This is a genomic window from Allorhizocola rhizosphaerae (genome assembly GCF_003426775.1).
GTDB classification, from domain to species: Bacteria; Actinomycetota; Actinomycetes; order Mycobacteriales; family Micromonosporaceae; genus Allorhizocola; species Allorhizocola rhizosphaerae.
In genome coordinates this window covers 1-21043 of sequence record NZ_QJUG01000072.1, presented here as the reverse complement: position 1 = coordinate 21043, position 21043 = coordinate 1, and the positions used below count along the sequence as shown (strand labels likewise).

17 protein-coding genes and 1 tRNA gene are annotated in these 21043 nt (G+C 69.1%); 8 read left to right on the top strand and 10 right to left on the bottom strand.

What is annotated here, in order from left to right:
• Positions 1 to 59: 59 nt before the first annotated feature.
• A complete protein-coding gene (locus DM816_RS17470) occupies positions 60 to 1505 on the top strand; it encodes a GGDEF domain-containing protein (RefSeq protein ID WP_117211301.1) in 1446 nt (481 codons plus the stop codon).
• Between the two features lie 75 nt (positions 1506 to 1580).
• Here the strand turns inward: DM816_RS17470 and DM816_RS45835 are convergent, their stop codons facing one another.
• Genes DM816_RS45835 through DM816_RS17455 form a run of 3 tightly spaced genes read right to left on the bottom strand, consistent with a single transcriptional unit; the run spans position 1581 to position 2862 of the window.
• On the bottom strand, positions 1581 to 1874 hold the full coding sequence (locus DM816_RS45835) for a copper homeostasis protein CutC (RefSeq protein ID WP_117211300.1): 294 nt from the start codon (positions 1872 to 1874) through the stop codon (positions 1581 to 1583).
• A complete protein-coding gene (locus DM816_RS17460; RefSeq protein WP_117211299.1) occupies positions 1871 to 2314 on the bottom strand; it encodes a hypothetical protein in 444 nt (147 codons plus the stop codon). Before DM816_RS17460 ends, DM816_RS45835 begins: the two co-directional genes overlap by 4 nt.
• On the bottom strand, positions 2311 to 2862 hold the full coding sequence (locus tag DM816_RS17455; RefSeq protein WP_117211319.1) for a GNAT family N-acetyltransferase: 552 nt from the start codon (positions 2860 to 2862) through the stop codon (positions 2311 to 2313). Before DM816_RS17455 ends, DM816_RS17460 begins: the two co-directional genes overlap by 4 nt.
• Positions 2863 to 2874: 12 nt before the next feature.
• On the opposite strand from DM816_RS17455, the gene DM816_RS42635 reads away from it, so the two are divergent.
• The 6 genes from DM816_RS42635 to DM816_RS17430 all read left to right on the top strand — a co-directional run bounded on the left by DM816_RS42635 (position 2875) and on the right by DM816_RS17430 (position 9132).
• Complete coding sequence (locus DM816_RS42635) at positions 2875 to 3441, top strand: hypothetical protein (protein ID WP_162907568.1); 567 nt, start codon at positions 2875 to 2877, stop codon at positions 3439 to 3441.
• A 12-nt stretch (positions 3442 to 3453) separates the two neighbouring features.
• Positions 3454 to 5865: a formate dehydrogenase-N subunit alpha gene (gene fdnG, locus DM816_RS17450; RefSeq protein ID WP_162907567.1), complete on the top strand. Its 2412-nt coding sequence runs from the start codon at positions 3454 to 3456 to the stop codon at positions 5863 to 5865.
• A complete protein-coding gene (locus DM816_RS17445; RefSeq protein WP_117211298.1) occupies positions 5862 to 6416 on the top strand; it encodes a formate dehydrogenase accessory protein FdhE domain-containing protein in 555 nt (184 codons plus the stop codon). Before fdnG ends, DM816_RS17445 begins: the two co-directional genes overlap by 4 nt.
• A 1-nt stretch (position 6417) precedes the next feature.
• The gene (locus DM816_RS17440; protein WP_117211297.1) at positions 6418 to 7224 is read left to right on the top strand and encodes a 4Fe-4S dicluster domain-containing protein; all 807 of its coding nucleotides are present in this window, start codon (positions 6418 to 6420) and stop codon (positions 7222 to 7224) included.
• On the top strand, positions 7211 to 8125 hold the full coding sequence (gene nrfD / locus DM816_RS17435) for an NrfD/PsrC family molybdoenzyme membrane anchor subunit (RefSeq protein ID WP_117211296.1): 915 nt from the start codon (positions 7211 to 7213) through the stop codon (positions 8123 to 8125). The genes DM816_RS17440 and nrfD overlap by 14 nt, the downstream gene beginning before the upstream one ends.
• A gap of 149 nt (positions 8126 to 8274) precedes the next feature.
• Positions 8275 to 9132, top strand: coding sequence for a Calx-beta domain-containing protein (locus DM816_RS17430; RefSeq protein ID WP_162907566.1), 858 nt, complete (start codon positions 8275 to 8277; stop codon positions 9130 to 9132).
• A 5-nt stretch (positions 9133 to 9137) separates the two neighbouring features.
• Here the strand turns inward: DM816_RS17430 and DM816_RS17425 are convergent, their stop codons facing one another.
• Positions 9138 to 12137, bottom strand: a complete 3000-nt coding sequence (locus DM816_RS17425) for a BTAD domain-containing putative transcriptional regulator (protein WP_117211294.1) — start codon at positions 12135 to 12137, stop codon at positions 9138 to 9140.
• Positions 12138 to 12248: 111 nt separating this feature from the next.
• On the opposite strand from DM816_RS17425, the gene DM816_RS17420 reads away from it, so the two are divergent.
• On the top strand, positions 12249 to 13496 hold the full coding sequence (locus DM816_RS17420) for a S1 family peptidase (RefSeq protein ID WP_162907565.1): 1248 nt from the start codon (positions 12249 to 12251) through the stop codon (positions 13494 to 13496).
• Positions 13497 to 13546: 50 nt separating this feature from the next.
• Here the strand turns inward: DM816_RS17420 and selB are convergent, their stop codons facing one another.
• The 6 genes from selB to DM816_RS17390 form a co-directional block, all read right to left on the bottom strand.
• Entirely contained in the window at positions 13547 to 15238 is a 1692-nt protein-coding gene (gene selB, locus DM816_RS17415; RefSeq protein ID WP_117211317.1) for a selenocysteine-specific translation elongation factor, read from the bottom strand.
• A 121-nt stretch (positions 15239 to 15359) separates the two neighbouring features.
• Positions 15360 to 15452: transfer RNA gene (locus DM816_RS17410), tRNA-Sec, on the bottom strand.
• Positions 15453 to 15644: 192 nt separating this feature from the next.
• Entirely contained in the window at positions 15645 to 16241 is a 597-nt protein-coding gene (locus DM816_RS17405) for a TetR/AcrR family transcriptional regulator (protein WP_117211292.1), read from the bottom strand.
• Positions 16238 to 17389, bottom strand: a complete 1152-nt coding sequence (locus tag DM816_RS17400) for an acyl-CoA dehydrogenase family protein (protein ID WP_117211316.1) — start codon at positions 17387 to 17389, stop codon at positions 16238 to 16240. Before DM816_RS17400 ends, DM816_RS17405 begins: the two co-directional genes overlap by 4 nt.
• Positions 17389 to 19296, bottom strand: coding sequence for an acetyl/propionyl/methylcrotonyl-CoA carboxylase subunit alpha (locus tag DM816_RS17395; protein WP_117211315.1), 1908 nt, complete (start codon positions 19294 to 19296; stop codon positions 17389 to 17391). The genes DM816_RS17400 and DM816_RS17395 overlap by 1 nt, the downstream gene beginning before the upstream one ends.
• A 6-nt stretch (positions 19297 to 19302) precedes the next feature.
• The gene (locus tag DM816_RS17390) at positions 19303 to 20838 is read right to left on the bottom strand and encodes an acyl-CoA carboxylase subunit beta (RefSeq protein WP_117211314.1); all 1536 of its coding nucleotides are present in this window, start codon (positions 20836 to 20838) and stop codon (positions 19303 to 19305) included.
• Positions 20839 to 21043: the final 205 nt, after the last annotated feature.

Here is a 21043-nt window from a genome sequence, read left to right as displayed (position 1 = left end):
CCTGATCGGTGGAGTCTTATGCCCGACTGAACGATAAGCGACGGAATAGGCTAGCGGCAATGGCGTCGGTTGCGAGCTCGACCGTGGCGGCGCGGCCCCTCGGCCGTGCCGCCCCGGCCTATGCGCTCGCGTCGGCGGCGCTGATCGCGGTCTATCCGTTGCTGCCTTCGCTGTTGCGAAATGTCGAATACCTGCTCGTCACTTTGATCACTTTGGTACCGGTCACGGCCGGGCTCCGGCGGGCCGCGACCGGCGATCGCCGGCCCTGGTGGCTCCTGCTGAGCGCGCTGGCGGCAAGCAGCGTGGCGACCGTTTTCTTCCGATGGCCGGCAGGCGCGATCCCTGGGCCGGCGCAGGCGTTCGACACGGTCAGCAATCTGCTGTTCCTGATCGGGGTGCTCACCATCGTGGCCAGGCGCGGCCGCAATGACACCGGCGGGCTCATCGACGCCACGATCTTCTCGCTGGCGGCGGGCGGGCTGCTGTGGGCGATGCTGCTCGCGCCGAAGCTGGTGGGTGCTGACGCGGGCCGGCGGGCCTGGGTGTTCGCCACGGTGTTCATCCTCAGCGGTGTGCTTGGCGCGCTCGTGCGGCTCGTGCTGTCGGCCGGTTCGCGCGTGCCCGCCCTGCGTTTGCTGCTCGCCGCGGTCGCGTTGGCTCTGGCCGCCAAGGTGACGATGGTGGCGTTTCCGGGCGAGACCGGGCGCGTCGTCGCATCCATGATGTTTCTCGCGGCGTACGGTTCGGTCGGCCTGTTCGGGCTCGACCCGTCGTCGGCGCAGCTGGCCAACCCGGCGCGGGTGCCCGCCGACACGCTCAGCTGCGCCCGGCTGGTGTTCCTCGGGGCCTCGCTGGCGTCCGTGCCGCTGGTCATCGGGATCCGCTCGCTGCTCGGGCTGTCGTTCGACGGGCTGTTCCTCGTGGCCGGCGGCGTGACCATCGTGCCGCTGGTCATGTTGCGCATCGGGCGGCTGGCGGCCGAACGCACCCGAGCCGAACTCGCCCTGCGCCACGAGGCCACGCACGACCCGCTGACCGGCCTGGTCAACCGGCGGGAGTTCACCGCACGGCTCGCTGAGGAGCTCGGGCGGCCGGGCACGTGCGCCGTACTGTTCTGCGACCTGGACGGGTTCAAGGGGGTCAACGACCGGCTCGGCCACACCGGCGGCGACCGCCTGCTGGTCGATGTCAGCCGGCGCATGCTCGCCTGCGTGCCCGACGGCAACCTGGTGGGGCGTTTCGGCGGCGATGAGTTCCTCATCCTGTCCCGGCAGGCCTGCCCGGACGAAGTCTCCCACCTGGCCGCCCTCCTGCGTGACGAACTCGCCCGCCCGTTCAGCCTCGGCGACGACACTGTCGTGATTGGAGCGACCATCGGCATCGCCTTCGGCCTCGGCCCCGACCTCGACCCCGACGCCGCCGCCACCCTCATCGACCGCGCCGACGAGGCCATGTACCAAGCCAAGGCCCAGCGGCCCGAGGCCGCCGCCACCCACCGGCTATGAGGCTATCGAGGTGCCAGCCGGCGATGTAACGATCCGCGCACACCGCTAGGACCGACCTCAGTTCGGCCTCCGGTATCAGGATCCCCTGACCGCGGCCAACAGGGCGACGACTTCGGCGGGGTCGGTTTCGTGGTGCGGGCCGAAGGAGACGTCGCCGCCTGCGGTTGGCTCGCTCACGTTCCGCAGCGGGGCGGCGTGGAGGTGGGCGACGCCGGTGGCGGCTAAGACTTGGCGGGCGTTGGACGCGCGGATGCCGCCGCAGGCCATGACTTCGATGGCGCCTGCGGCATGGGCGTGGAGGGCGCGGATGGTGGGTGCGCCGTCGAGGGCGCAACGGCGGCGGCCGGAGCTGAGGACGCGGCCATTCAGCCGACCGCGAGCTGGAGGTCGCCGCGCTCGCCTGGGTCGCCGGGGTTGCGGAGCAGGTCAAGCAGGCGCGGATCAGCGGGCACGAGCATGCCGTGCGTCCCCTGCCGGGCCGCGTCGCCGAGCCGGGCCTGCCAGGCGGCACGGTCTGACGGCAGCGAGACGGTGACCCAGCGGTCCGCCTCGTCGGCGATGATCCGGTGGCGGTCGCCGCTCAGCCTGCGGACCGTGTCGGCGGACGCCTGCGGCACAGGCCCGGTGACGAGCAACGCCCGAGAGGTGATGGCCGCGAGTGCCCCGGCGAGCGCGGCAATGTCGACAGTGGACTTTCGGTCCAAGTCGACCCACAGGGCATCCGCTCCGGCCGCGTCGTACGAGGCCGCGTCGTTGAGCCACGCGATGAGGTCGACCGGATTGCGCTCCAGGACCACGCCCACCCTCATGCCGTCAGCTCCTTCTCCAACAGCGTCACCGGATAGCGTGACCCAAGCGTCTGTGCCTGCTCGCCGACCTCGCGATATCCGGCTCCGGCGTAGTAACGGCGCAGCCCGGCATTGTGTGCCGCACAGTCGAGCCGGGCCAGGCGCCGCCCTGCCGCCACGATCCGCTCCTCGGCCGTGGCCAGCATCGCCCGCCCCGTCCCGCGCGGCGCGGCCTCCCGGTCGGTCATGAGCCGATGCACATATCCGGCGATCGGCGGCTGCGGCCCCCACGCGCGCTCATCGCTCCACCAAAGCTCAAAGGCGCCAACGATGCGCCCATCCGTCTCCGCCACCCACACCTCGTCCTCGGCCACGCGCTTGCGGAAGTGTTCCTCGGTCATCTCCCCCACCCGCCATTGGTCGATGCCTTCGGCCGCCATCCAGCGCGCCGCCGAGTCGCGCAGTGCGACGAGTGCGGGCGCGTCCGATGGTTCGGCCAGGCGAAACGTGAGCAGCACGCAGGCCAGCCTACAGACCCCGCTCGGGTTGACACTCGCCAATTCGGGCATAGCATCATGTTTATGGATGTCAGCCGCCGGCACTTCCTCCAGCTCGGCGCGGTGGGCGTCACACCGCTCGGATTCGACCTCGCCGAGGCGACGAAGGTCAAGCAGCGCTTGCGGATTGAGGGGGCGACCGTCTCCCGCACGATCTGTCCTTACTGCGCGGTCGGGTGTGCGCTCCTCGCGTACACCAAAAAGGCCTCGGACGGCCACGTCGAATTGCTGCAAATCGAGGGCGACCCGGACAGCCCGGTCAACGAGGGGCGGCTGTGCCCCAAGGGCGCGTCCGCGCTGCAGCTGGCGATCTCCCGCCGTCGCGTCGAGAGCCCGATGTACCGGGCGCCCGGCGCCACCGAATGGGCCAAGGTTTCCTGGGACTTCGCGCTCGACAAGCTCGCGAGCAACATCAAGGCCTCGCGCGACCGCACGTTCGTCACCACCGACGGCAACGGCAACGTCGTAAACCGTTGCGAGGGAATAGCTTTCGCGGGTGGCGCGGCGTTCAGCAGCGAGGAGGGATATCTCGCCACGAAGCTGATGCGCGGCCTCGGTCTCATCTATCTGGAGCAACAGGCCCGCGTTTGACACGGCCCCACGGTGGTCAGTCTGGCCGCCACATTCGGCCGCGGGGCCATGACCAACCACTGGCGTGACATCAGGCATGCCGATCTCATCCTGATCAACGGGGCCAACCCCGCGGAGGCGCACCCGGTCGGCTTCCAGTGGATGATGCGCGCCAAGCTCGACCGCGGCGCGAAAATGATCCACGCCGATCCGCGGTTCACCCGCACGTCGGCCGTTGCCGACAAATATCTGCGGATTCGCACGGGCACGGACGTCGCCTACTTCGGCGGGCTCATCAACCACGTGCTGCGAAACAACCTCTACCACGACGAATATGTGCGCATGGCCACCAACGCGGCGTTCGTCGTCGCCGAGGGCTATTCGTTCGACGAGGGCATGTTCAACGGGTTCGATCCGCAACGCAAGACCTACAACGCGGCGGAGTGGGCCTATGAAACCGGGCCGGACGGATTCGTGGTGCTCGACATCGACCACCCGCGATCGGTGCTCAACCTGATGCGCGCGCACTACAACCGGTACACACCGGAGATGGTGGAACGCATCACCGGCATTCCCCGCACCGACTTCGAAGAGGTCGCCAAGCTCGTCGGCGAGACGGGCAAGCCCGACAAGGTGATGACGATCGTCTATGCGGTCGGTCTCACCCATCACACCACCGGGGTCCAGCTGATCCGCTCCGGCGCGCTGCTGCAACTGTTGCTGGGCAACATGGGCCGGCCCGGCGGCGGCATGAACGCCGAGCGCGGTCACGCCAACATCCAAGGCAACACCGACCATGCCATCTCGTGGGACATCCTGCCCGGATATCTGCGCATCCCGGCCCCCGGCCAGCAAAACATCGACGACTATCTCGCGCGCAGCGCCTCGAAGAAATTGCGGCCCAACTCGTTGAACTTCTTCGGCGAAAACTATCGCAAGTTCCTGGTCTCTCTACTTAAGACCTGGTACGGCGAAAGCGCCCGCGCCGACAACGACTTCGCGTTTCACCACCTGCCCAAGCCCGCCGCCGACGCGTCATGGCTGTCCATTTTCGACGCCGCACTGCGCGGCCGGATGGAAGGCCTCATGCTGTCGGGCATGACGGCCACCAGCATCGGGCCCGATTCCAACCAGGTGCTGCAGGCACTGTCCAATCTCAAGTGGCTGTGCGTCATGGATTCCTACGCCACAACGAGTTCCGAGTTCTGGCGGGCACCCGGCATCGAACCGTCCAATGTGCAGACCGAGGTGCTCCTGCTCCCGGCGACGCACTGGATCGAAAAAGACGGCTCATTCACCAACAGCGGCCGGTGGGTGCAGTGGAAGGAGCAGGTGCTTCCGCCCGAGGGCGAGGCGCGGCACGACCACTGGATGCTCGCCGAGGCCTTCATGCGGGTGCGCACGCTCTACGAGCGCGACGGCGGGACATACCCGTCGCCGGTTCTCCAGCTCACCATGCCCTACCGCGACCCGCGTCGTCCCGAGCTCGACGAGATAGCGCAGGAGATCAACGGGCGGGATCTCGGTACGGGCCAAAGGCTTGCAACGTTCGCGGCGCTGAAGGACGACGGGACCACGACGTCCGGAGACTGGATCTATTGCGGGCACTATCCGGAGAGCGGCAACCTGGCCAAGCGCCGCGACGGCATCCAGGACCCGGCGCGCAACGACCCGACCGGCATGGGATTCTACCCCAACTGGGCGTGGTCGTGGCCGCTCAACCGGCGCGTGCTCTACAACCGCGCGTCGGCCGACCCGGCCGGAAAGCCTTGGGACCCAACGCGTCCCGGCATCGCGTGGGACGGTGCGAAGTGGACCGGTGACGTGCCCGACTACCCGGCCACCGCCAACCCCGCTGACCAGGCGTCACCGCTGCCGTTCATCATGACGAGCGAGGGCATGGGCCGGCTGTTCAGCAACGGCGTCGCCGACGGGCCGTTCCCGGAGCACTACGAGCCGGTGGAGTCGCCGGTCGACAACCCGTTGCACCCCCACCAATCCGCCACTCCCGTGGCGCACATCTATCTACCCGACCGGTTCGGATCGCGGCGCGAGTTCCCCTACGTGGCAACGTCATACCGGCTCACCGAGCACGAGCACTACGTGACCCAGCACGTGGACCAGCTGGTCGCGCTGCAGCCTGAGGCGTTCGTGGAGGTGCCGGCGGAGCTGGCACGCGAGAAGGGCATCGCGACCGGCGACGCCGTGCGGGTGTCTTCCAAGCGCGGCAAGCTGGAGGTGCGCGCGGTCGTCACGTCGCGCCTCGGCCCGCTGACCATCGACGGCAAGAAGGTGTACCAGATCGGCATCCCGATCCACTGGGGTTTCGTGGGCATCAACACCGGGCAACACTGGCTGGCCAACGCCCTCACGCCATTCGTCGGCGACGCCAGCTCGCGCACGCCCGAGTTCAAGGCATTCCTCGTGAATATAGAGAAGCTGTGAAACGTAGGCGCGCACTGCAACTCCGCGAGCGGTATCCGTTCGCGGCGCCGGTGATGACGTTCTACGTTGCGCTGCTTGACTCGCCGGGGGACGTCGTGGCCGCCGTGGACGAGGCAGGGCCGGCCTATCTGCGGGAGGCCGTGCGCCGACCCGACCCGCCCGAGCCGGTCGCGCGCTTCCTCGAACGAGCGACGTGGCCAGGCGGCGAGCACGAGTGCGTGCCACTGCTCAGTTTCCGGGCCGCGCCCGATGAGCCGCTCGTGGCGGGCCGTCGCCGGCTCATGTGCGCGTGGTGCAAACGCACGTGGGCGTTTTCTGCGAGCGCATGCCCGGTGTGCGGCGAGAAGACGACCTCCTACGCCGACCGGGACGTGTTCGCGCACATGACCATCGAGGCATGCCGGCCGTGCTCGCGCTATCTCATCGAGGTGGATCTGGGCCGGGACCGCCAGGCCGTGCCGGAGGTGGACGAGCTGGCGGCACTGCCGCTGGACCTTTACGCCGCCGAACAAGGGCTGACCAAGATTACGCCCAACCTGATGGGGGTTTGACATGGAGATCACTCCCGGAACGGCCTACGGATTCTTCACCGACACGAGTGTCTGCATTGGATGCAAGGCGTGCGAGGTCGCGTGCAAGAGCTGGAACCTGTTGGAGGGCAACCCGCCGGCGTTCGGCGACGGATACGACAACACCGGCCGCCTCGATGCGCAAAATTGGCGCGCCGTCCAGTTCCACGACAACGTCCCGGATAATCCGGCAGTCACCGGGCAGGGCAAGGCGTGGCTGATGATGTCGGACGTGTGCAAGCACTGCCAGCACGCCAGCTGCATGGAGGTGTGCCCGACCAACGCCATCATCCGCACCGAGTTCGACAGCGTGTTCATCCAACCGGACGTGTGCAACGGTTGCCGCAACTGCATTTCCGCGTGCCCCTACGGGGTCATCGAGCAGGACGAGCACAGCAGGGTCGCGCAGAAGTGCACGCTGTGTTACGACCGGCTGCAGGGCGGGATGGAACCAGCGTGCGCCAAAGCGTGCCCCACCCAGTCCATTCAATTCGGACCGCTCGACGAGCTGCGGGAGCGCGCGAGCCGGCGGCTGGACACACTGCACGCGCAGGGCGTGCCGCAAGCCCAGCTGTATGGGCACGACGATTCGGTCTACGGCGGGCTCAACGCCTTCTTCCTGCTGATGGACGAGCCCGAGAAATACCGGCTGCCCGACGCGGCCAACGCCGTGCTCCCCAGTCGCCACAACAAGCGCGGCTATCTGACCACGCTCGCCACGGCCGCGCTCGCGGTGCTGGGCGGGTTGATCGCGCTGCGCAGAAGAAGGGCGCGCGATGATGACTCTTGACGACGCGCAGCACTTCGTGCGCGACCCGGACTGGACCTGGTACATCCTCGGCTATTTCTTCTTCGCCGGGCTGACGGGCGGGTCCTACCTCCTCGCCTCGATGCTGCGCCTGTTCGGCAAGCCCGAGGACGAGCCGGCCGCCCGCATCGGCTACTACGTCTCGTTCGTGGCGCTGCTCCCCTGTCCCGTGCTGCTCACGCTGGACCTGGGCCAGCCGCTGCGCTTCTGGCACATGCTGGTCAACACGACACCGGGCAACCTGGGTCTGAACTTCAAGTACTGGTCGCCCATGTCGGTCGGCGCCTGGGCGCTCACCATCTTCGGCGCCTTCGCGACGTGGTCGTTCGTCGAGGCTTGGACCCTCGACCGCGAGCGGCGCTTCTTCCCGCGCCTCGGCAAGCTCGTGTCCTTCGCGGGCGCACCGCTCGGGCTGTTCGTCGCGGGTTACACCGGCGTGCTGCTGTCGGTGTCCAACCAGCCGGTGTGGAGCGACACGTGGACGCTGGGCGGGCTGTTTCTCGCCTCCGGGCTGTCCGGCTCGGCCGCGCTGATGGGCTGGCTCGTCCGGTTCCGCCGCGAGGCCTCGCCAAGCGTGGGTGCGCTGGCGTTGGGCGAGCGCTGGTTCCAGATCCTCGAACTCGCATTGATCGTGGCGTTCGTGGTCACGCTGTTCCCGACCGGCGCGCTGGAGCGGGCCTTCGGGCCGCCGTGGTTCGCGCTCTGGGCGGCGGCGCTGATCGGCCTGTTCAGCGGGCTCCTTTCCGGCAGCACGCGGGCGAGCATCAGCCCCGACGGGACGGTCGCCGTGCGCGCGGTCCACGCGGCCTCGACTCTGCCGACTACGCTGGTTCTGGCCGGCATCATCGCGCTGCGCGCCGCGATCATCTTCAGCGCTCAGTGAGGCGCACAGCGAGGCGCGCAACTAGGCGCGCAGTGAGGCGCTCAGCGAGGCGCGCAACTAGGCGCTCAGTGAGGCGCGCAGGCCATGTGACATGTTTGCGACAGAGTTCTCACAAGCTCACCACAACATTCATGCCCGATGATGCGCGCATGACTTTGAATATAAAGATGCTGCGCGCGGTCGTCGCGGGTGTGGCCGGCTTGGCCGCCGCCATGGCCGTGGCCGTGGGCGGCGGCCCGCCCGGTGTCGCCGCAGGCACGTGCCAGCGCTCGGTCGCGATCGATCCGCAGGTGACCGTCTCCGAAGCGGGTAGGGGCCTGACCTTCGTCGTGTACACCGGTGGTTGCGCCGCCGCCGGTGAAGTGTCCTATGTGGTCACCGACGGCACGGCCAAGCGCCAGCTGGACTTCATGCTCGACAACGGCCGGTTGACGTGGGCCGCGGGCGACACGACGGCCCGCCGGATCACGGCGACGATCATCGGTGACAACCTGATCGAAGGGCCGTTCGAGGACTTCCGGGTGGCGCTCGTGTTCCCCAGCCGCGACGTGCGCGTCGCGTCCGGCCCGGGGCAGGGCCGGATCTTCGACGACGACGTCCAGTCCCGCCTTGCCACCGTTGACAGCCGCACCTGCCTGGTGACCCGCAAGGGCGACAAGCCCGTCTGCGCCCTGCCGCCGGGTGTGCTCGCGCCGATGGACGCGGGCGTGAAGACGTTCGAACCGGGGCACATCATCCAGGTGCCGCTCGTGCTGAACGAGGCCAACGCCACGACCCAGTCGGCGCACCTCGACACCGCCGACGGGACCCTCCTGGGCGGCGTGGATTACGAACCCGTGCACACGACCGTGCACATCCCGGCCGGTGCGCTGGTCGTCTTCGTGGAGGTGAAACTGCTGCCGAACGCGTTCACGCACACCAGCGGCCACTACTTCCACGTGTACGTCTCCGGTTACACGGCCGGCTCGGTGATCGCCGGCTCGGGCCAGGTCACGATCGTTTACTAGCGGGCCTAACCCAGGCCGGACATGTGCGCGAGCGTGGTCGACTCCAGCGTGCGGTCGTTGATCTCACGGCTGAGCGCGAGGGCCCGGCCGAAGTGGTCGAGCGCACCGGCGTGGTCGCCGCGGGAGAGGTGGATGAGGCCGATGGCGTTGGACGTCTCGGCCTCACGCCGCTTCTCCCCGTTGCGCCTGCGGATCGCCAGCGCGTGGGCGAAGTGGGCCAACGCGCCGTCCTCATCGCCCGTTGCCAGGCAGGTCTCGCCGAGGTTTTGCAGCACGGCGCCCTCCAGGTGGCCGTTGCCCAGGTCACGGGCGAGCCGCAGCGCCCGCTCCAGCGGGGCGAACGCCTTGGCCGGGTCTCCCATCTGGTTGTAGGTGTCGGCGATGTTGTTGAACGCCAACGCCACCCCCGGCAGGTGGTTGTCGGCCAGGTGCAGGTCGAGCGCCTGCTGTAGCGCCGCGATGGCGTCGCCGTGCCGGCCGAGTTGGACGTACGCGTGGGCGATGTTGTTGAGCGCCATGCCCTGCCCGCGCTGGTCGCCGGCGGCCTTCATCAGGTCGAGCGCCTGGGTCAGCTGCTCCAGTGCGTCCTCGTGCCGCCGCATGACATTGTGCGCCACGCCCAGCCCGCTGCGCATCAGGCGTTCGGCGGCCGGATCGTCGAGGCGCAGGGCCGCCGCGAGGCCCTCGCGGCAGATCTCGGTGTAGTCGGCCCAGTAGCCGCGGTGCGTGTAGTAGCCGGCCAGCAGGTAGGCCAGCTGCCAGGTGACCTGCGGGTGGCCGTGCCGGGCGGCGGCGCGGGCGACCGGGAGCAGGTTGGGCCGCTCACCGTCCAGAAACGACAAGACGTGCTCGGCGGTCGCCAGGAACGGCATGTCGGGGGGTGGGCTCTCCCAGGACACCTTGACCCTGTCCCGGGCCGGCTCCAGGATGTGGTTGATTATCTCGGCCATTGCCAGGTACCAGATGAGAATCGAAGAATCGCCACGCTCATCCGGCGTCGAGCACTCCACGGCGTAGAGCCGGATCAGATCGTGAAAGCGGTACCGCCCACCGTCCACTTCGGATACCAGGTGGGCCGCGGCCAGCTCGTCGAGCGCCTCGTGCACCGGGCCGTCGGCCAGTGCCGCCGCCAGATGCGCGCTGAACGTCGGGCCCGGCTGGTTGCCCAGGCGGCGAAAGAGCGTCGCGGCCAGGCGGCTCAGCGACTGGTAGGCGGTCGCGAAGACCGTGCGCACACCGCGCGACTCCCCGGGCACGGTCAGCGCACCGAGCCGGTCCTCGCCGGTGAGCTCGGTGACCAGCTCCGACAGCGGCCGCAGCCGGCGGGCGACCAGCTTCGCGGCGGCGATGCGCAGCGCGAGCGGCATCCGCCCGCACAGGTCGACCAGCTGATCGGCCGACTCCTGCTCGCGCGCCACGCGATCGCGGCCGAGCACCCGCTGCAGGAGCGTGGACGCGTCCTGGTGGGTGAGCGTGTCGAGATGGATCGCGGTCACGGCGTGGTCGAGCGCGAGGCCCGCCAGCTGATGCCGGCTGGTGACGATGAGCAGGCTCGCCGAGTCGGGCGGCACGAGCGGGGCGACCTGTTCGGCCGTGCCGGCGTTGTCGAGCAGGATGAGCATGCGCCGCTCGCGCATCGCCGAGCGATACAGTCCGATGTCTCCGGTCATGCCCAGCCCGCGCAGCAGATGGGTGAGCGCCTCACCGGTCGGCATGGATGTGGCCGGGTCGTGCCCGCGCAGGTCGAGGAACAGCTGGCCGTCGGGGAAGCGGTCGAGGTTGTCGTGCGCCCAGTGCACGGCGAGGGCGGTCTTGCCCATGCCGCCCGCGCCGGAGATGACCACGATGCCCTCCGCGGAGTCCAATGTGGACTTCTCGGCCGCGCGGCCGGTGAAGTGGCCGGTACGCGGCGGCAGCTGCGCCGGTTTCGGCAGGGGCGCGGCGGCGGTGGCCGGGCCGTCGAGGTCCAGCGACGGGTCGCGCCGCAGCACGGCCACATGCATGCGCTGCAACTGCGGGCTCGGATCCACCCCAAGCTGGTCGGCCAGATGCACGCGCAACCGCTGGTATGCCTCGATCGCGCTGGCGTGCCGCCCCGACCGGCACAGCGCCAGCATGAGCAGGCTGACCAGGCGCTCGCGGGCGGGATCGGTGGCCAGCAGGCGCTCGATCTCGTCGACGGCGGCCGCGTGCTCGCCAAGGCGAAGCCGCGCGTCCCACAGGTCCTCAAGCGCGCTCATCCGGGCCTGCGCCAGGCGTTCCACCTCGACCTCGGCCCAGCCCGCGGGCTCGCCGTCCTCGAAGGCCGGGCCGCGCCACAGCGCCAGGCCGTCGAGCAGATGGGTCACCGCCTCGGTCGCCGCGCCCCGGGCGAGCGCCTCGCGGCCCTGCCCGACGCGCTCCTCGAAGCTCATGGTGTCCACTTCGGCCGGTCGCAGGTTGAGCACATAGCCGGAGTCGCGGGTGATCAGGATGCCGGGCAGGCCGCAGTCGTCGAGGGCCTGCCTGATCCGCGCGATGTGGGAATAGAGCGAGCGCATGGCTGTGCGCGGAGTCGCTTCGCCCCACAGCCCCTCGGCCAGCTTCAGATGCGAGACCAGGTTGCCCGCGCGCAGCCCGAGCAGTCCGATCAGCGTGCGCTGCCGCGGGCCAACCAGGCTCGCCGGCCCATTGGGCCCGACCACCTCGATCGGGCCGAGCAGGCGCACCACGTGCGCGCCCGGCAGCGCCGGCTGGCGTCGATCCTCGTCGATGCGGTCGCGGATGGTCGCGAGCCGGCCCTGCTCGGCCGGTGTCGCGCCCAGCAGGCGAACCAGGATGTCGAACCGATCGGTCGGAGGCAGCGTCTTGCCGGTGAAATAGTGCGCGATGATCCCGGCCGACCAGCCGGTCTTGGCGGCCAGGGCGCGATAGCTGTGCTCCGCACCACCCCGGCGCCGGGCATCGCGCCGCCTCAGCTGGCGCAGCATCCGCGCCAGATCCGGCAGGGTCTCGCCCTTGGCCATCCCACTCCCATCGAGGCATCAGCGCTCGTCATTTTTCCAGGGTGCGCATTCGCGTTCAATGCGGTTCAGGATCCGCCGGATACGGGCGTCGGTTTTCCGACGATGAGCGGCATGAATCGTAGACACCTTCGCCACGTCCAGATCACCTTGGGCGTCGCCATCATCTTCGCCGGGCTGTTGGCCGTCCCGGCAACGGCCGCAGAAGAGGCCAAAAAGGACACTGATTCCGCGCCGGTCGAGGCCCCTCCGGCCGGCTTCCGGTCGTGGGAGGAGCTCTCCGAGCTGCAGGACCGGCTCAACAACGCGGCCGACCACATCTTATCCGAGCGATCCGAGGGATACAGCGGTCTGGTCGCCGCGCCGGAAAACCGCGAGCTGCTTGTCTATTGGAAGGGTGAGGTACCGGCCGAAGTCAAGGAGCGCGCTGCCCGCGCGGGCGTCCCGGTGAGCTTCGCCGGCGCCCGGTACAGCCAGGTCGAGCTGAACGAGGAGGTGCTCCGGCTCGGCGCCGACAAGCGGGTGGGCGAGGCAGCGCCCAATGTGGACGGCTCCGGCGTCACCGTGACGGTCAGCAATGACGCCGACGCCGAGGCCGTCCGTGGCGAGGCCAGGCTCCCGCTGACGGTCAACCTCGAACAGCGGCCCGAGCTGCTGTGGAACCGGCAGAACGACATCTCGCCGTACTGGGGCGGGGCCCGCTGGACCAACCTGAGCACGGGAGGGCAGTGCTCGACCGGGTTCAGCGTGATCGCCGGTGGGCAGCCGCGGATGGTCTCGGCCGCGCACTGCGCCAACGTCAGCAACGTGGTTCGCATCGGCAACGCCACCCAGCCCACCACGAGTGTCGTCGCCGACATCAACCCGCGTGATCACCTGCTGATTAACCGGCCGCCGAACCGCACGTTCGCCGGGCGCATCTACACCGGCGGGTGGGCGAGCATGTCGAGCACCCCGGTGGTCGGGGCCACGTCCGACTATGTCGGCAACTGGATCTGCACCAGCGGCGCGACCAGCGGCGAGCGCTGCAACGCGCGGGTCGTCGCGGTCAACACCAGCGTGCTGGGCATGTCACCGATGATCAGGGCCGAGAAGGTTCCGTTCAACACGAACCCGAACAACTGCATCGCCGCGCCCGGCGACAGCGGTGGCCCGGTGTTCTCGTGGGCGATCAACCTGTCGTGGTTCAAGTGGGGCGCGCGGGCCCGGGGCACGGTCACGGCCGGCATCCTCAACACCCCGTGCAGCACGGCCTTCGGCTGGATCTGGGGCTCCAACACGGTCTGGTACGCACCGGCGATCCGGCCGTGGGGCGACGCGCAAATCGGCTTCCTCACCTGGTATGCGGCAAACCTGATGTAGCGGTGGAGATAGATGGCCGGGGCTCCGGGCGGCCCCGGCCATCTACACGTTCACAACAGGCGATGGTTGCCGTCGGCATCCCGGCGGGTCTTTCCGTTGCGTGCCAGGTGTTCCAGCAAAGGGACCATGATTTTGCGGGTGGAGTTCAGCGCCTCGCGGGCTTGGCTGACCGTGAACGGCTGTGGGAGGTTTCGCAGGACGCTCAGGGCGTGCTCCACGGTGGTGGCCAGCAGCACCACGTCGGGAGCGAGGCGCACCAACCGTCCACTTCGGATAGCCGCGGCCAGATCGGCCGGATTTAAACCCGTTTCATCAAGTGGTACGAAGCCGGCGTGCGATTTTTCGAGGTGCTCAATGCGCTGGCGCAGGGCGGGAGCGAGCGCGTCGGGCGCACCGGCGCGCACGATCATGCCGTCGCGGATGGCGCGGCCGGGCGGGAGAAGCGGGGCCACGAGCCGGGCGTCGGGCAGTGCGAGGTTTTTGCGCGCGTGCTCGACCGCGATCGGGTGGCCTCCGGTGAGCGTGCCTTCGGTGAGCGCGGCGAGGCGGGCGCGCAGCGATTCGGCCAGCTCCGGTGCGACCAGCCAGTCGGCGGCGAGCGGCGCGGTGGGCGGGTCGATGCCCATGACGCGCAGCGTGTCGGCGCGCACGATGCCACGCCGGGTCAACTCGGCCCACGGGTCGGGCTCGTCGGCGTACTGCGATAAATCAAGGGAACGCCGCTTGGCCGCACCCTTTCGGCGCAGCGGCTCCGGGTCGATGTCCAGGATGACCGCTCCCCCGGTCACGCCGCGGTCATGCCGCAGCACGAGCCGGTCCCCCAGGCGCAGCGGCAGGGCCTCGCCGAGGGTCAGCCGCGCGGTGTCCGCCCCGAGTGTCCGCAAGCGACCGTCCACTGTGGCCGATCCGATGTGGACGAGAAGTTCGGCCGGGCCGGAAACGCTGGTGCGGACGTCGATAAGCGTGCTGGTCTTGTATGTGCCGGGGGTCATCAGGGCGTCACCGCGCCGGATGTCGCCGCGATGCGCACCCCGGAGGTTGAGCGCGACCCGGGCGACCCCGCTGGCCTCGTTCACCTTGTGGCTCAAGGATTGGATCTCGCGCACGGTGTAGTGCTTCTGTGTGCGGGCGAGTTCGAGCGGGTCACCGGCGCGGATGGTGCCCGCCTGCAGTGTGCCGGTGACGACGAGGCCCGCGCCGTGGATGGTGAAGCCACGGTCGATCCACAGCCGGACGGGCGCGTTGGGGTCGGCGGGCGGCAGGTTCTTGGTCAGGTCGTCGAAGGCCTCGCGCAGGCGTGGGATCCCGTCGCCCGTGCGGGCGCTGACCGGGATGACCGGAATGTCGCCCAGGCTCGTGGCGCGGATCTGGGCCAGGGCCTCCTCGGCGGCCAGTTCGGGCTCCATGAGATCGGTCTTGGTGATGGCCAGCAGGCCGTGCCGCACGCCGAGCGCGTCGAGCGCGGTCAGATGCTCCGCCGACTGTGGCATCCAACCCTCGTCCGCGGCGACCACGAACAGCACGGCCGGCACGGAGCCCACCCCGGCCAGCATGTTGCCCACAAAGCGTTCGTGGCCCGGCACGTCCACGAACGCCAGGTCGCCGGTCCACACGAAGCCCAGGTCGATGGTCAGCCCGCGGCGGCGCTCCTCCTCCCAGCGATCCGGCTCCATCCCGGTCAACGCCTTGAGCAACGCCGACTTGCCGTGGTCCACGTGACCTGCCGTTGCTATGACATGCATGCCGTTCATTCGAACCTACGGACGCGGACACGGCAACGTGGGGTGCGCGGGGCTCGGCCCCGCGGCTGGCGTCGCGGCCCGCGGCGAAGTTGCCCGAAGGGCAATGAGCAGCGTGGCCGAGCGGAGGTGGACGGGAATCGAACCCGCCGGCGCGTTCGTCACGCGCCCGTACGGCTTTGAAGGCCGCGGCCGGCACCAGCAGACAAACACCTCCGCGTGGACACTACTGCATCAGTGCGCCCCCCAGAACGTGAGCCGGGCGACGAACTGCTGCATCCAGCGGTTACGCGCCCGCGCAGCAGATCGGCGATGACCTGCTCGGCCAACGCCAGCCGGCGAACGGCTTCGACGTCCAACCCCAGCCGAGCACGCCGCCACCCTCCGGGCCGGCATGGGCGCAGCACCTCTAGTCGCCCCCGGGCAGGATCAGATCCAGGGTCTTGGCCCATTGCCTGAGGACGCGGGCCCGGCGCTTGGCGTCGTCGGTGAGCAGATCGGCCAGGCCGAGCCCGCGGACCAGGTCCAAAGTGGCCTGGACCGTCTCGCGCACGCCCGGCTCGCTCTCGTCCACCCGCAGCAGGTCGACGGCCAGCCGGTGGGCCTGCCGGCCGAGCTGGGCCTCAAGCGGGGCGATCTGCGCGCGGAGCGCCTCGTCGGCGGCGGCCGCGATCCACAGTTGCAGCGCGGCTCGGAAGACCGGTCCACTGTAGAGACTGAATAACATATCCAGTACGTCGTGGGTGCGCCGCTTCCCGTCGGCCTGCGGGGTCGACGTGTCGATGCCGGCGGCACGCAGCCCGCTCATCTCCTCGATGGCCCCGGCGACCAGGGACTCGCGGGTCGGGAAGTGGTGCTGAGCCGCACCGCGGGACACGCCGGCCCGCTCGGCCACGACCACCACCGTGGTGCCCGACCAGCCCAACTCGGCCAGACACTCGATGGCGGCGGCGAGCAGGCGGCGGCGGGTCGCGCGGCTGCGGTCCTGTTGAGGTCGGCGAATCAATACGACCTCGGCAGGCCGAGCGTGTTCTGCGCCACGAAGTTGAGGATCATCTCGCGGCTGACGGGCGCGATCCGGATCAGCCGGGCCGCGGCGAGCATGGCGGCCAGACCGTACTCAGTGGACAGTCCGTTGCCGCCGTGGGTTTGGATGGCCGCGTCGATCGCGGCCACTGCCGCTTCGCCCGCCGCGTATTTGGCCATGTTGGCGGCCTCGCCCGCTTCGTAGTCCTCCCCGTGGTCGTAGAGGTGGGCCGCCTTCTGCGTCATGAGGCGGACCAGCTCGACATTGATGTGCGCGATCGCGAGCGGGTGGGAGATGGCCTGGTGCCCACCGATGGGGACGTCCCACACCTGGCGGGTCTTGGCATACTCGATCGCCCGCCCGAGCGCGTAACGGGCCATGCCGGTCGCGAACGCTGCCGCCATGATGCGCTCGGGATTGAGGCCCGCGAACAGCTGCATGAGCCCGGCGTCCTCATCGCCGACCAATGCCTCGCCTGGAAGCCTTACCTCATCGATGAACAAGGCGAATTGCTTCTCCGGGGCGATCAGATCCGTTTCTATTCGGGTGTACGCAATACCGGGCGCGGTTGTGGGTACAACGAAAAGAGCGGGTTTAAGCTTGCCTGTGCGGGCATCCTCGGTGCGGCCGACGACGAGCACCGCGTGTGCCTCGTCCACGCCCGTGATATAGGTCTTGCGTCCGTTGAGGACCCAGTCGTCGCCGTCTCGGCGGGCGGTCGTGGTGAGCCGGTGCGAGTTCGACCCGGCGTCGGGTTCGGTTATCGCGAACGAAAAAATCAACGACCCGTCGGTGAGCCCGGGCAGCCACTTGCCCTTCTGCTCGTCGGTGCCGAACCGGTGGATGACCGTGGCGCAGATGGCCGGCGAGACCACAATCATGGCCAGCGGGCTTCCCGCGGTGGCCAGCTCCTCGCACACGGCGGCCAGATCACCGATGCCACCCCCGCCACCGCCGTATTCCTCGGGGATGTGCACGCCTAGATAGCCGAGCTGTCCGGCCTCGCGCCACAGCTCGGTGGTCTTGCCGCCCGCGCGGGCACGGGACATGAAGTACTCTCGCCCGTATTTGCCGGCCAGCTGCCGCACGGCTTTTCTCAGCGCTTGCCGCTCTTCGCCTTCCAGCATCACTCCTCCTCAACGGTGGCTAGCGGTTGGCCTACTTCGACCTGTTGTCCGGCCTGCGCGTGAATCGCGGTGACGACCCCGTCGGACCGCGCAACGATCGGGTGTTCCATCTTCATCGCTTCAAGCCACAGGATCGGTTGCCCCGCAAGGACCTTCTTCCCTGGCATCGCGCCGATGCGGCTCACGATCCCGGGCATTGGCGCGATCAATGACCCCCTGGCGACTTCGGTGACGCCGGGTTGGGGAAAGCGCGATTCCTTTGGCAGGGCAAGGGATCCGAAACTGGAATCAAGTTCGACAACGTCTTCGTAGATGGCGACGTGGAAGACATGCCTCACGCCCTCTATTTCCTGCACTATCCGATCTGGACGGTCGCTAGGGTGTGTCACATACTCCACGCCAAACTTGCGGCGCGGTTGCGAGCGCACGTTGCGCCATCCGGCGGTCCGGCTCAGCGCGGCCACGGCCCGCGCGGCCGCCACGCGGAACGGGGTCTCATCCAACACCGTCGACAGGTCGTGCCGCTCGAAGAAGGCGGTCGTGGTCTGCCCGGCGACAAAGGCGGGGTGCCGCAGCGTGCGCACGAGGTGGTCGCGGTTGGTGCGCAGGCCGTGGATCCGCGCGCCCGCGAGGGCGGCGGCGAGCTTGGCGCCGGCCTCGTCCCGGGTCGGGGCATGCGCGATCACCTTGGCCAGCATGGGGTCATAGCGCACCCCCACGCGCGACCCGTCGTCCACGCCCGCGTCCACCCGCACGCCGGGCAGCGCCGGCACGGCGAAGCGGCGCAGCGTGCCCGCCTGCGGCAGCCACCCGTTGCGTGGGTCCTCGGCGTAGAGCCGGGCCTCGATCGCGTGACCGCGCGGCACGGGCGCATCGCCCTCCAGCGTTGCCCCGGCGGCGATGAGGATCTGCCAGCGCACCAGATCGAGCCCGGTGACGGCCTCGGTGACCGGGTGCTCCACCTGCAGACGGGTGTTCATCTCCAGGAAGGAGAAGCGGCCCGACCCATCCACGAGAAACTCGACCGTCCCGGCGTTCACATAGCCGACCGCTTGCGCCGCCTTGACCGCCGCCGCGCACAACGACTCCCGCAGGGCTGGTGTGACAAACGGCGACGGGGACTCCTCGACAACCTTCTGGTGGCGGCGCTGCAGCGAGCACTCGCGCTCGCCCAGTGTCCAGATGCGACCGTGCGCGTCCGCCAACACCTGCACCTCGATGTGCCGCGCATCCTCCAGATATGGCTCGACAAACACGGCCGCATCCCCAAACGCCGCCTCCGCCTCAGCCCGCGCCTCGGCCAGCGCCCGCTCCAGCGCGGCCGGCTCACGCACGACCCGCATCCCGCGCCCGCCACCGCCCGCAGAAGCCTTGACCACCAACGGAAACGCCACGTCCACTTCGGACACCACCGACGCCCCGCCTGCCGCCGCCTTGCCCAGCGGCCCCGACCCATCTCCGCCCGCCTCTGACCACGCCGTCGCCCCGGCCGCACCTGCTTCAGAGCGCGCGGGCACCTCAGCCACGGCGAATTCCGGCAGCACAGGCACCCCGGCCGCGGCCATCAGCTTCTTCGCTTCGGTCTTCGAGCCCATCGCCTCGATGGCTTCCGGCGGTGGCCCGATCCACACCAGCCCCGCGCCGATCACCGCGCGGGCGAAGGCCGCGTTTTCCGACAGGAAGCCATATCCGGGGTGAACAGCCTGGGCACCCGCCGACTCGGCAGCCCGCACGAGCTCGTCGACGTCAAGGTAGGACCGCACCCGCACGGCCATGTCGGCGTAGTCAAGGTGATCATCGTCGTCCGCCTCATACACGGCCACCGTGCCGATCCCCATCTCCGCGCACGTCCGGAAGATCCGCCGGGCGATCTCACCCCGGTTCGCCACCAACAGTCGAATGATCATCATGCCTCACATCCGGAACACGCCGAAGTTGGCGGCGCCCACCACCGGGGCCGAGTGGGCCGCGCTCAGACAGACCCCAAGCACGGTGCGCGTGTCGCGCGGGTCGATCACGCCATCGTCGTACAGCAATCCGGACAGCACCACGGGCAGCGACTCGGCCTCGATCTGGTGCTCGACCATCAGGCGCATCTCCTCGCTGAACTCGCGCCCCGACTGCTGTGCCACGAGAGCGAGCACACCGGCCAGCTGAGCGCCGCCCATGACCGCCGACTTTGCGCTGGGCCAGGCGAACAGGAAGCGTGGTTCATAGGCCCGACCGCACATGCCGTAGTGCCCAGCCCCGTAGGACGCTCCAATGAGGACGGACAGATGCGGCACGGTGCTGTTGGACACGGCGTTAATCATGGCGGCGCCGTGCTTGATGATGCCCCGCTGCTCGTACTCCTTGCCCACCATGTATCCGGTGGTGTTGTGCAGGAACACCAGCGGTGTGTCCGACCGGTTGGCCAACTGGATGAACTGCGCGGCCTTCTGCGACTCCTCGCTGAACAGGACACCGCGTGCGTTGGCGAGAATGCCGATGGGATAGCCCCAGAGCGTGGCCCAGCCGCACACCAGGCTCGCACCGTACAGCGGCTTGAACTCGTCGAACCGGGAGCCGTCGACGATCCGCACGATCACCTCGCGCGGGTCGAACGGGGTGCGAAGGTCGGGCGGCACGATGTCGAGCAGCTCCTGCGGGTCGTGCAGCGGTTCGGCATAGGCACCCGGCGCTGGGCCGAGCTTGCGCCAGTTGAGCCGCGACACGATCTGCCGACCCAGCCGGAGCGCATCCAACTCATCGACCGCGTAATAGTCGGCCAGGCCCGAAATGCGCGCGTGCATGTCGGCCCCGCCCAACGACTCCTCGTCGGACTCCTCGCCCGTGGCCATTTTGACCAGCGGCGGCCCGGCCAGGAACACCTTCGACCGCTCCTTGATCATCACGACGTGGTCGCACATGCCCGGCACATAGGCGCCCCCGGCCGTAGAGTTGCCGAACACGATGGCGATGGTGGGGATCCCGGCGGCGGAAAGCCTCGTGAGGTCGCGGAAGACGCGCCCGCCCGGAATGAAAATCTCCTTCTGGCTGGGCAGGTCGGCCCCGCCGGACTCGACGAGGTTCACCATCGGCAGCCGGTTGGCCAACGCGATCTCGCCCGCGCGGAACGTCTTGCGCAGCGTGATCGGATTGGACGCGCCGCCGCGCACGGTCGGATCATTGGCGACAATCACACACTCGACACCCTCGATGACGCCGACGCCGGTGACGACACCCGCGCCCACCGGGAAGTCGGTGCCATACCCCGCTAGCGGCGACAGCTCCAGCAACGGCGAGTCCTCATCGACCAGCAGCTCAATGCGTTCGCGCGCAAGCATTTTGCCGCGTGCCCGGTGCCGCTCGACATACTTCGGCCCGCCGCCCGCGAGCGCTTTGGCGTGCTCCGCTTCAAGCGAGGCCAGCTTTTCCAGCATGGCCTGACGATTGGCGCTCAACGACATCCCTCCGCTCCACTCGTCTTCACCGGCCGCCGCAGACGCCGGGCCTTGCCAGTTGATCATGAAGTTAGTGTGACGACGCGCCGCCGAACATGGACTTAAGTTCATGATCGGCCGGAAGGAGGAGGGTGGGGAGGGGGACGGGGTGGGTGCGGAGGTGTTCGGCGAGGGTTTTGCCTTGGGGGTCGAAACGGGTGGGCGAGAGGAT

Bases quoted from the DNA above. Each gene is read 5' to 3' on its own strand.
- DM816_RS17390 (WP_117211314.1), bottom strand. From the start codon at position 20,838: ATGTCGTTGAGCGCCAATCGTCAGGCCATGCTGGAAAAGCTGGCCTCG.
- DM816_RS17420 (WP_162907565.1), top strand. From the start codon at position 12,249: ATGAATCGTAGACACCTTCGCCACGTCCAGATCACCTTGGGCGTCGCC.
- DM816_RS17440 (WP_117211297.1), top strand. From the start codon at position 6,418: ATGGAGATCACTCCCGGAACGGCCTACGGATTCTTCACCGACACGAGT.
- DM816_RS17460 (WP_117211299.1), bottom strand. From the start codon at position 2,314: ATGAGGGTGGGCGTGGTCCTGGAGCGCAATCCGGTCGACCTCATCGCG.
- DM816_RS17425 (WP_117211294.1), bottom strand. From the start codon at position 12,137: ATGGCCAAGGGCGAGACCCTGCCGGATCTGGCGCGGATGCTGCGCCAG.
- DM816_RS17455 (WP_117211319.1), bottom strand. From the start codon at position 2,862: ATGCCCGAATTGGCGAGTGTCAACCCGAGCGGGGTCTGTAGGCTGGCC.
- selB (WP_117211317.1), bottom strand. From the start codon at position 15,238: ATGCATGTCATAGCAACGGCAGGTCACGTGGACCACGGCAAGTCGGCG.
- nrfD (WP_117211296.1), top strand. From the start codon at position 7,211: ATGATGACTCTTGACGACGCGCAGCACTTCGTGCGCGACCCGGACTGG.
- DM816_RS17430 (WP_162907566.1), top strand. From the start codon at position 8,275: ATGACTTTGAATATAAAGATGCTGCGCGCGGTCGTCGCGGGTGTGGCC.
- DM816_RS17400 (WP_117211316.1), bottom strand. From the start codon at position 17,389: ATGCTGGAAGGCGAAGAGCGGCAAGCGCTGAGAAAAGCCGTGCGGCAG.
- DM816_RS17395 (WP_117211315.1), bottom strand. From the start codon at position 19,296: ATGATCATTCGACTGTTGGTGGCGAACCGGGGTGAGATCGCCCGGCGG.
- DM816_RS17470 (WP_117211301.1), top strand. From the start codon at position 60: ATGGCGTCGGTTGCGAGCTCGACCGTGGCGGCGCGGCCCCTCGGCCGT.
- DM816_RS42635 (WP_162907568.1), top strand. From the start codon at position 2,875: ATGGATGTCAGCCGCCGGCACTTCCTCCAGCTCGGCGCGGTGGGCGTC.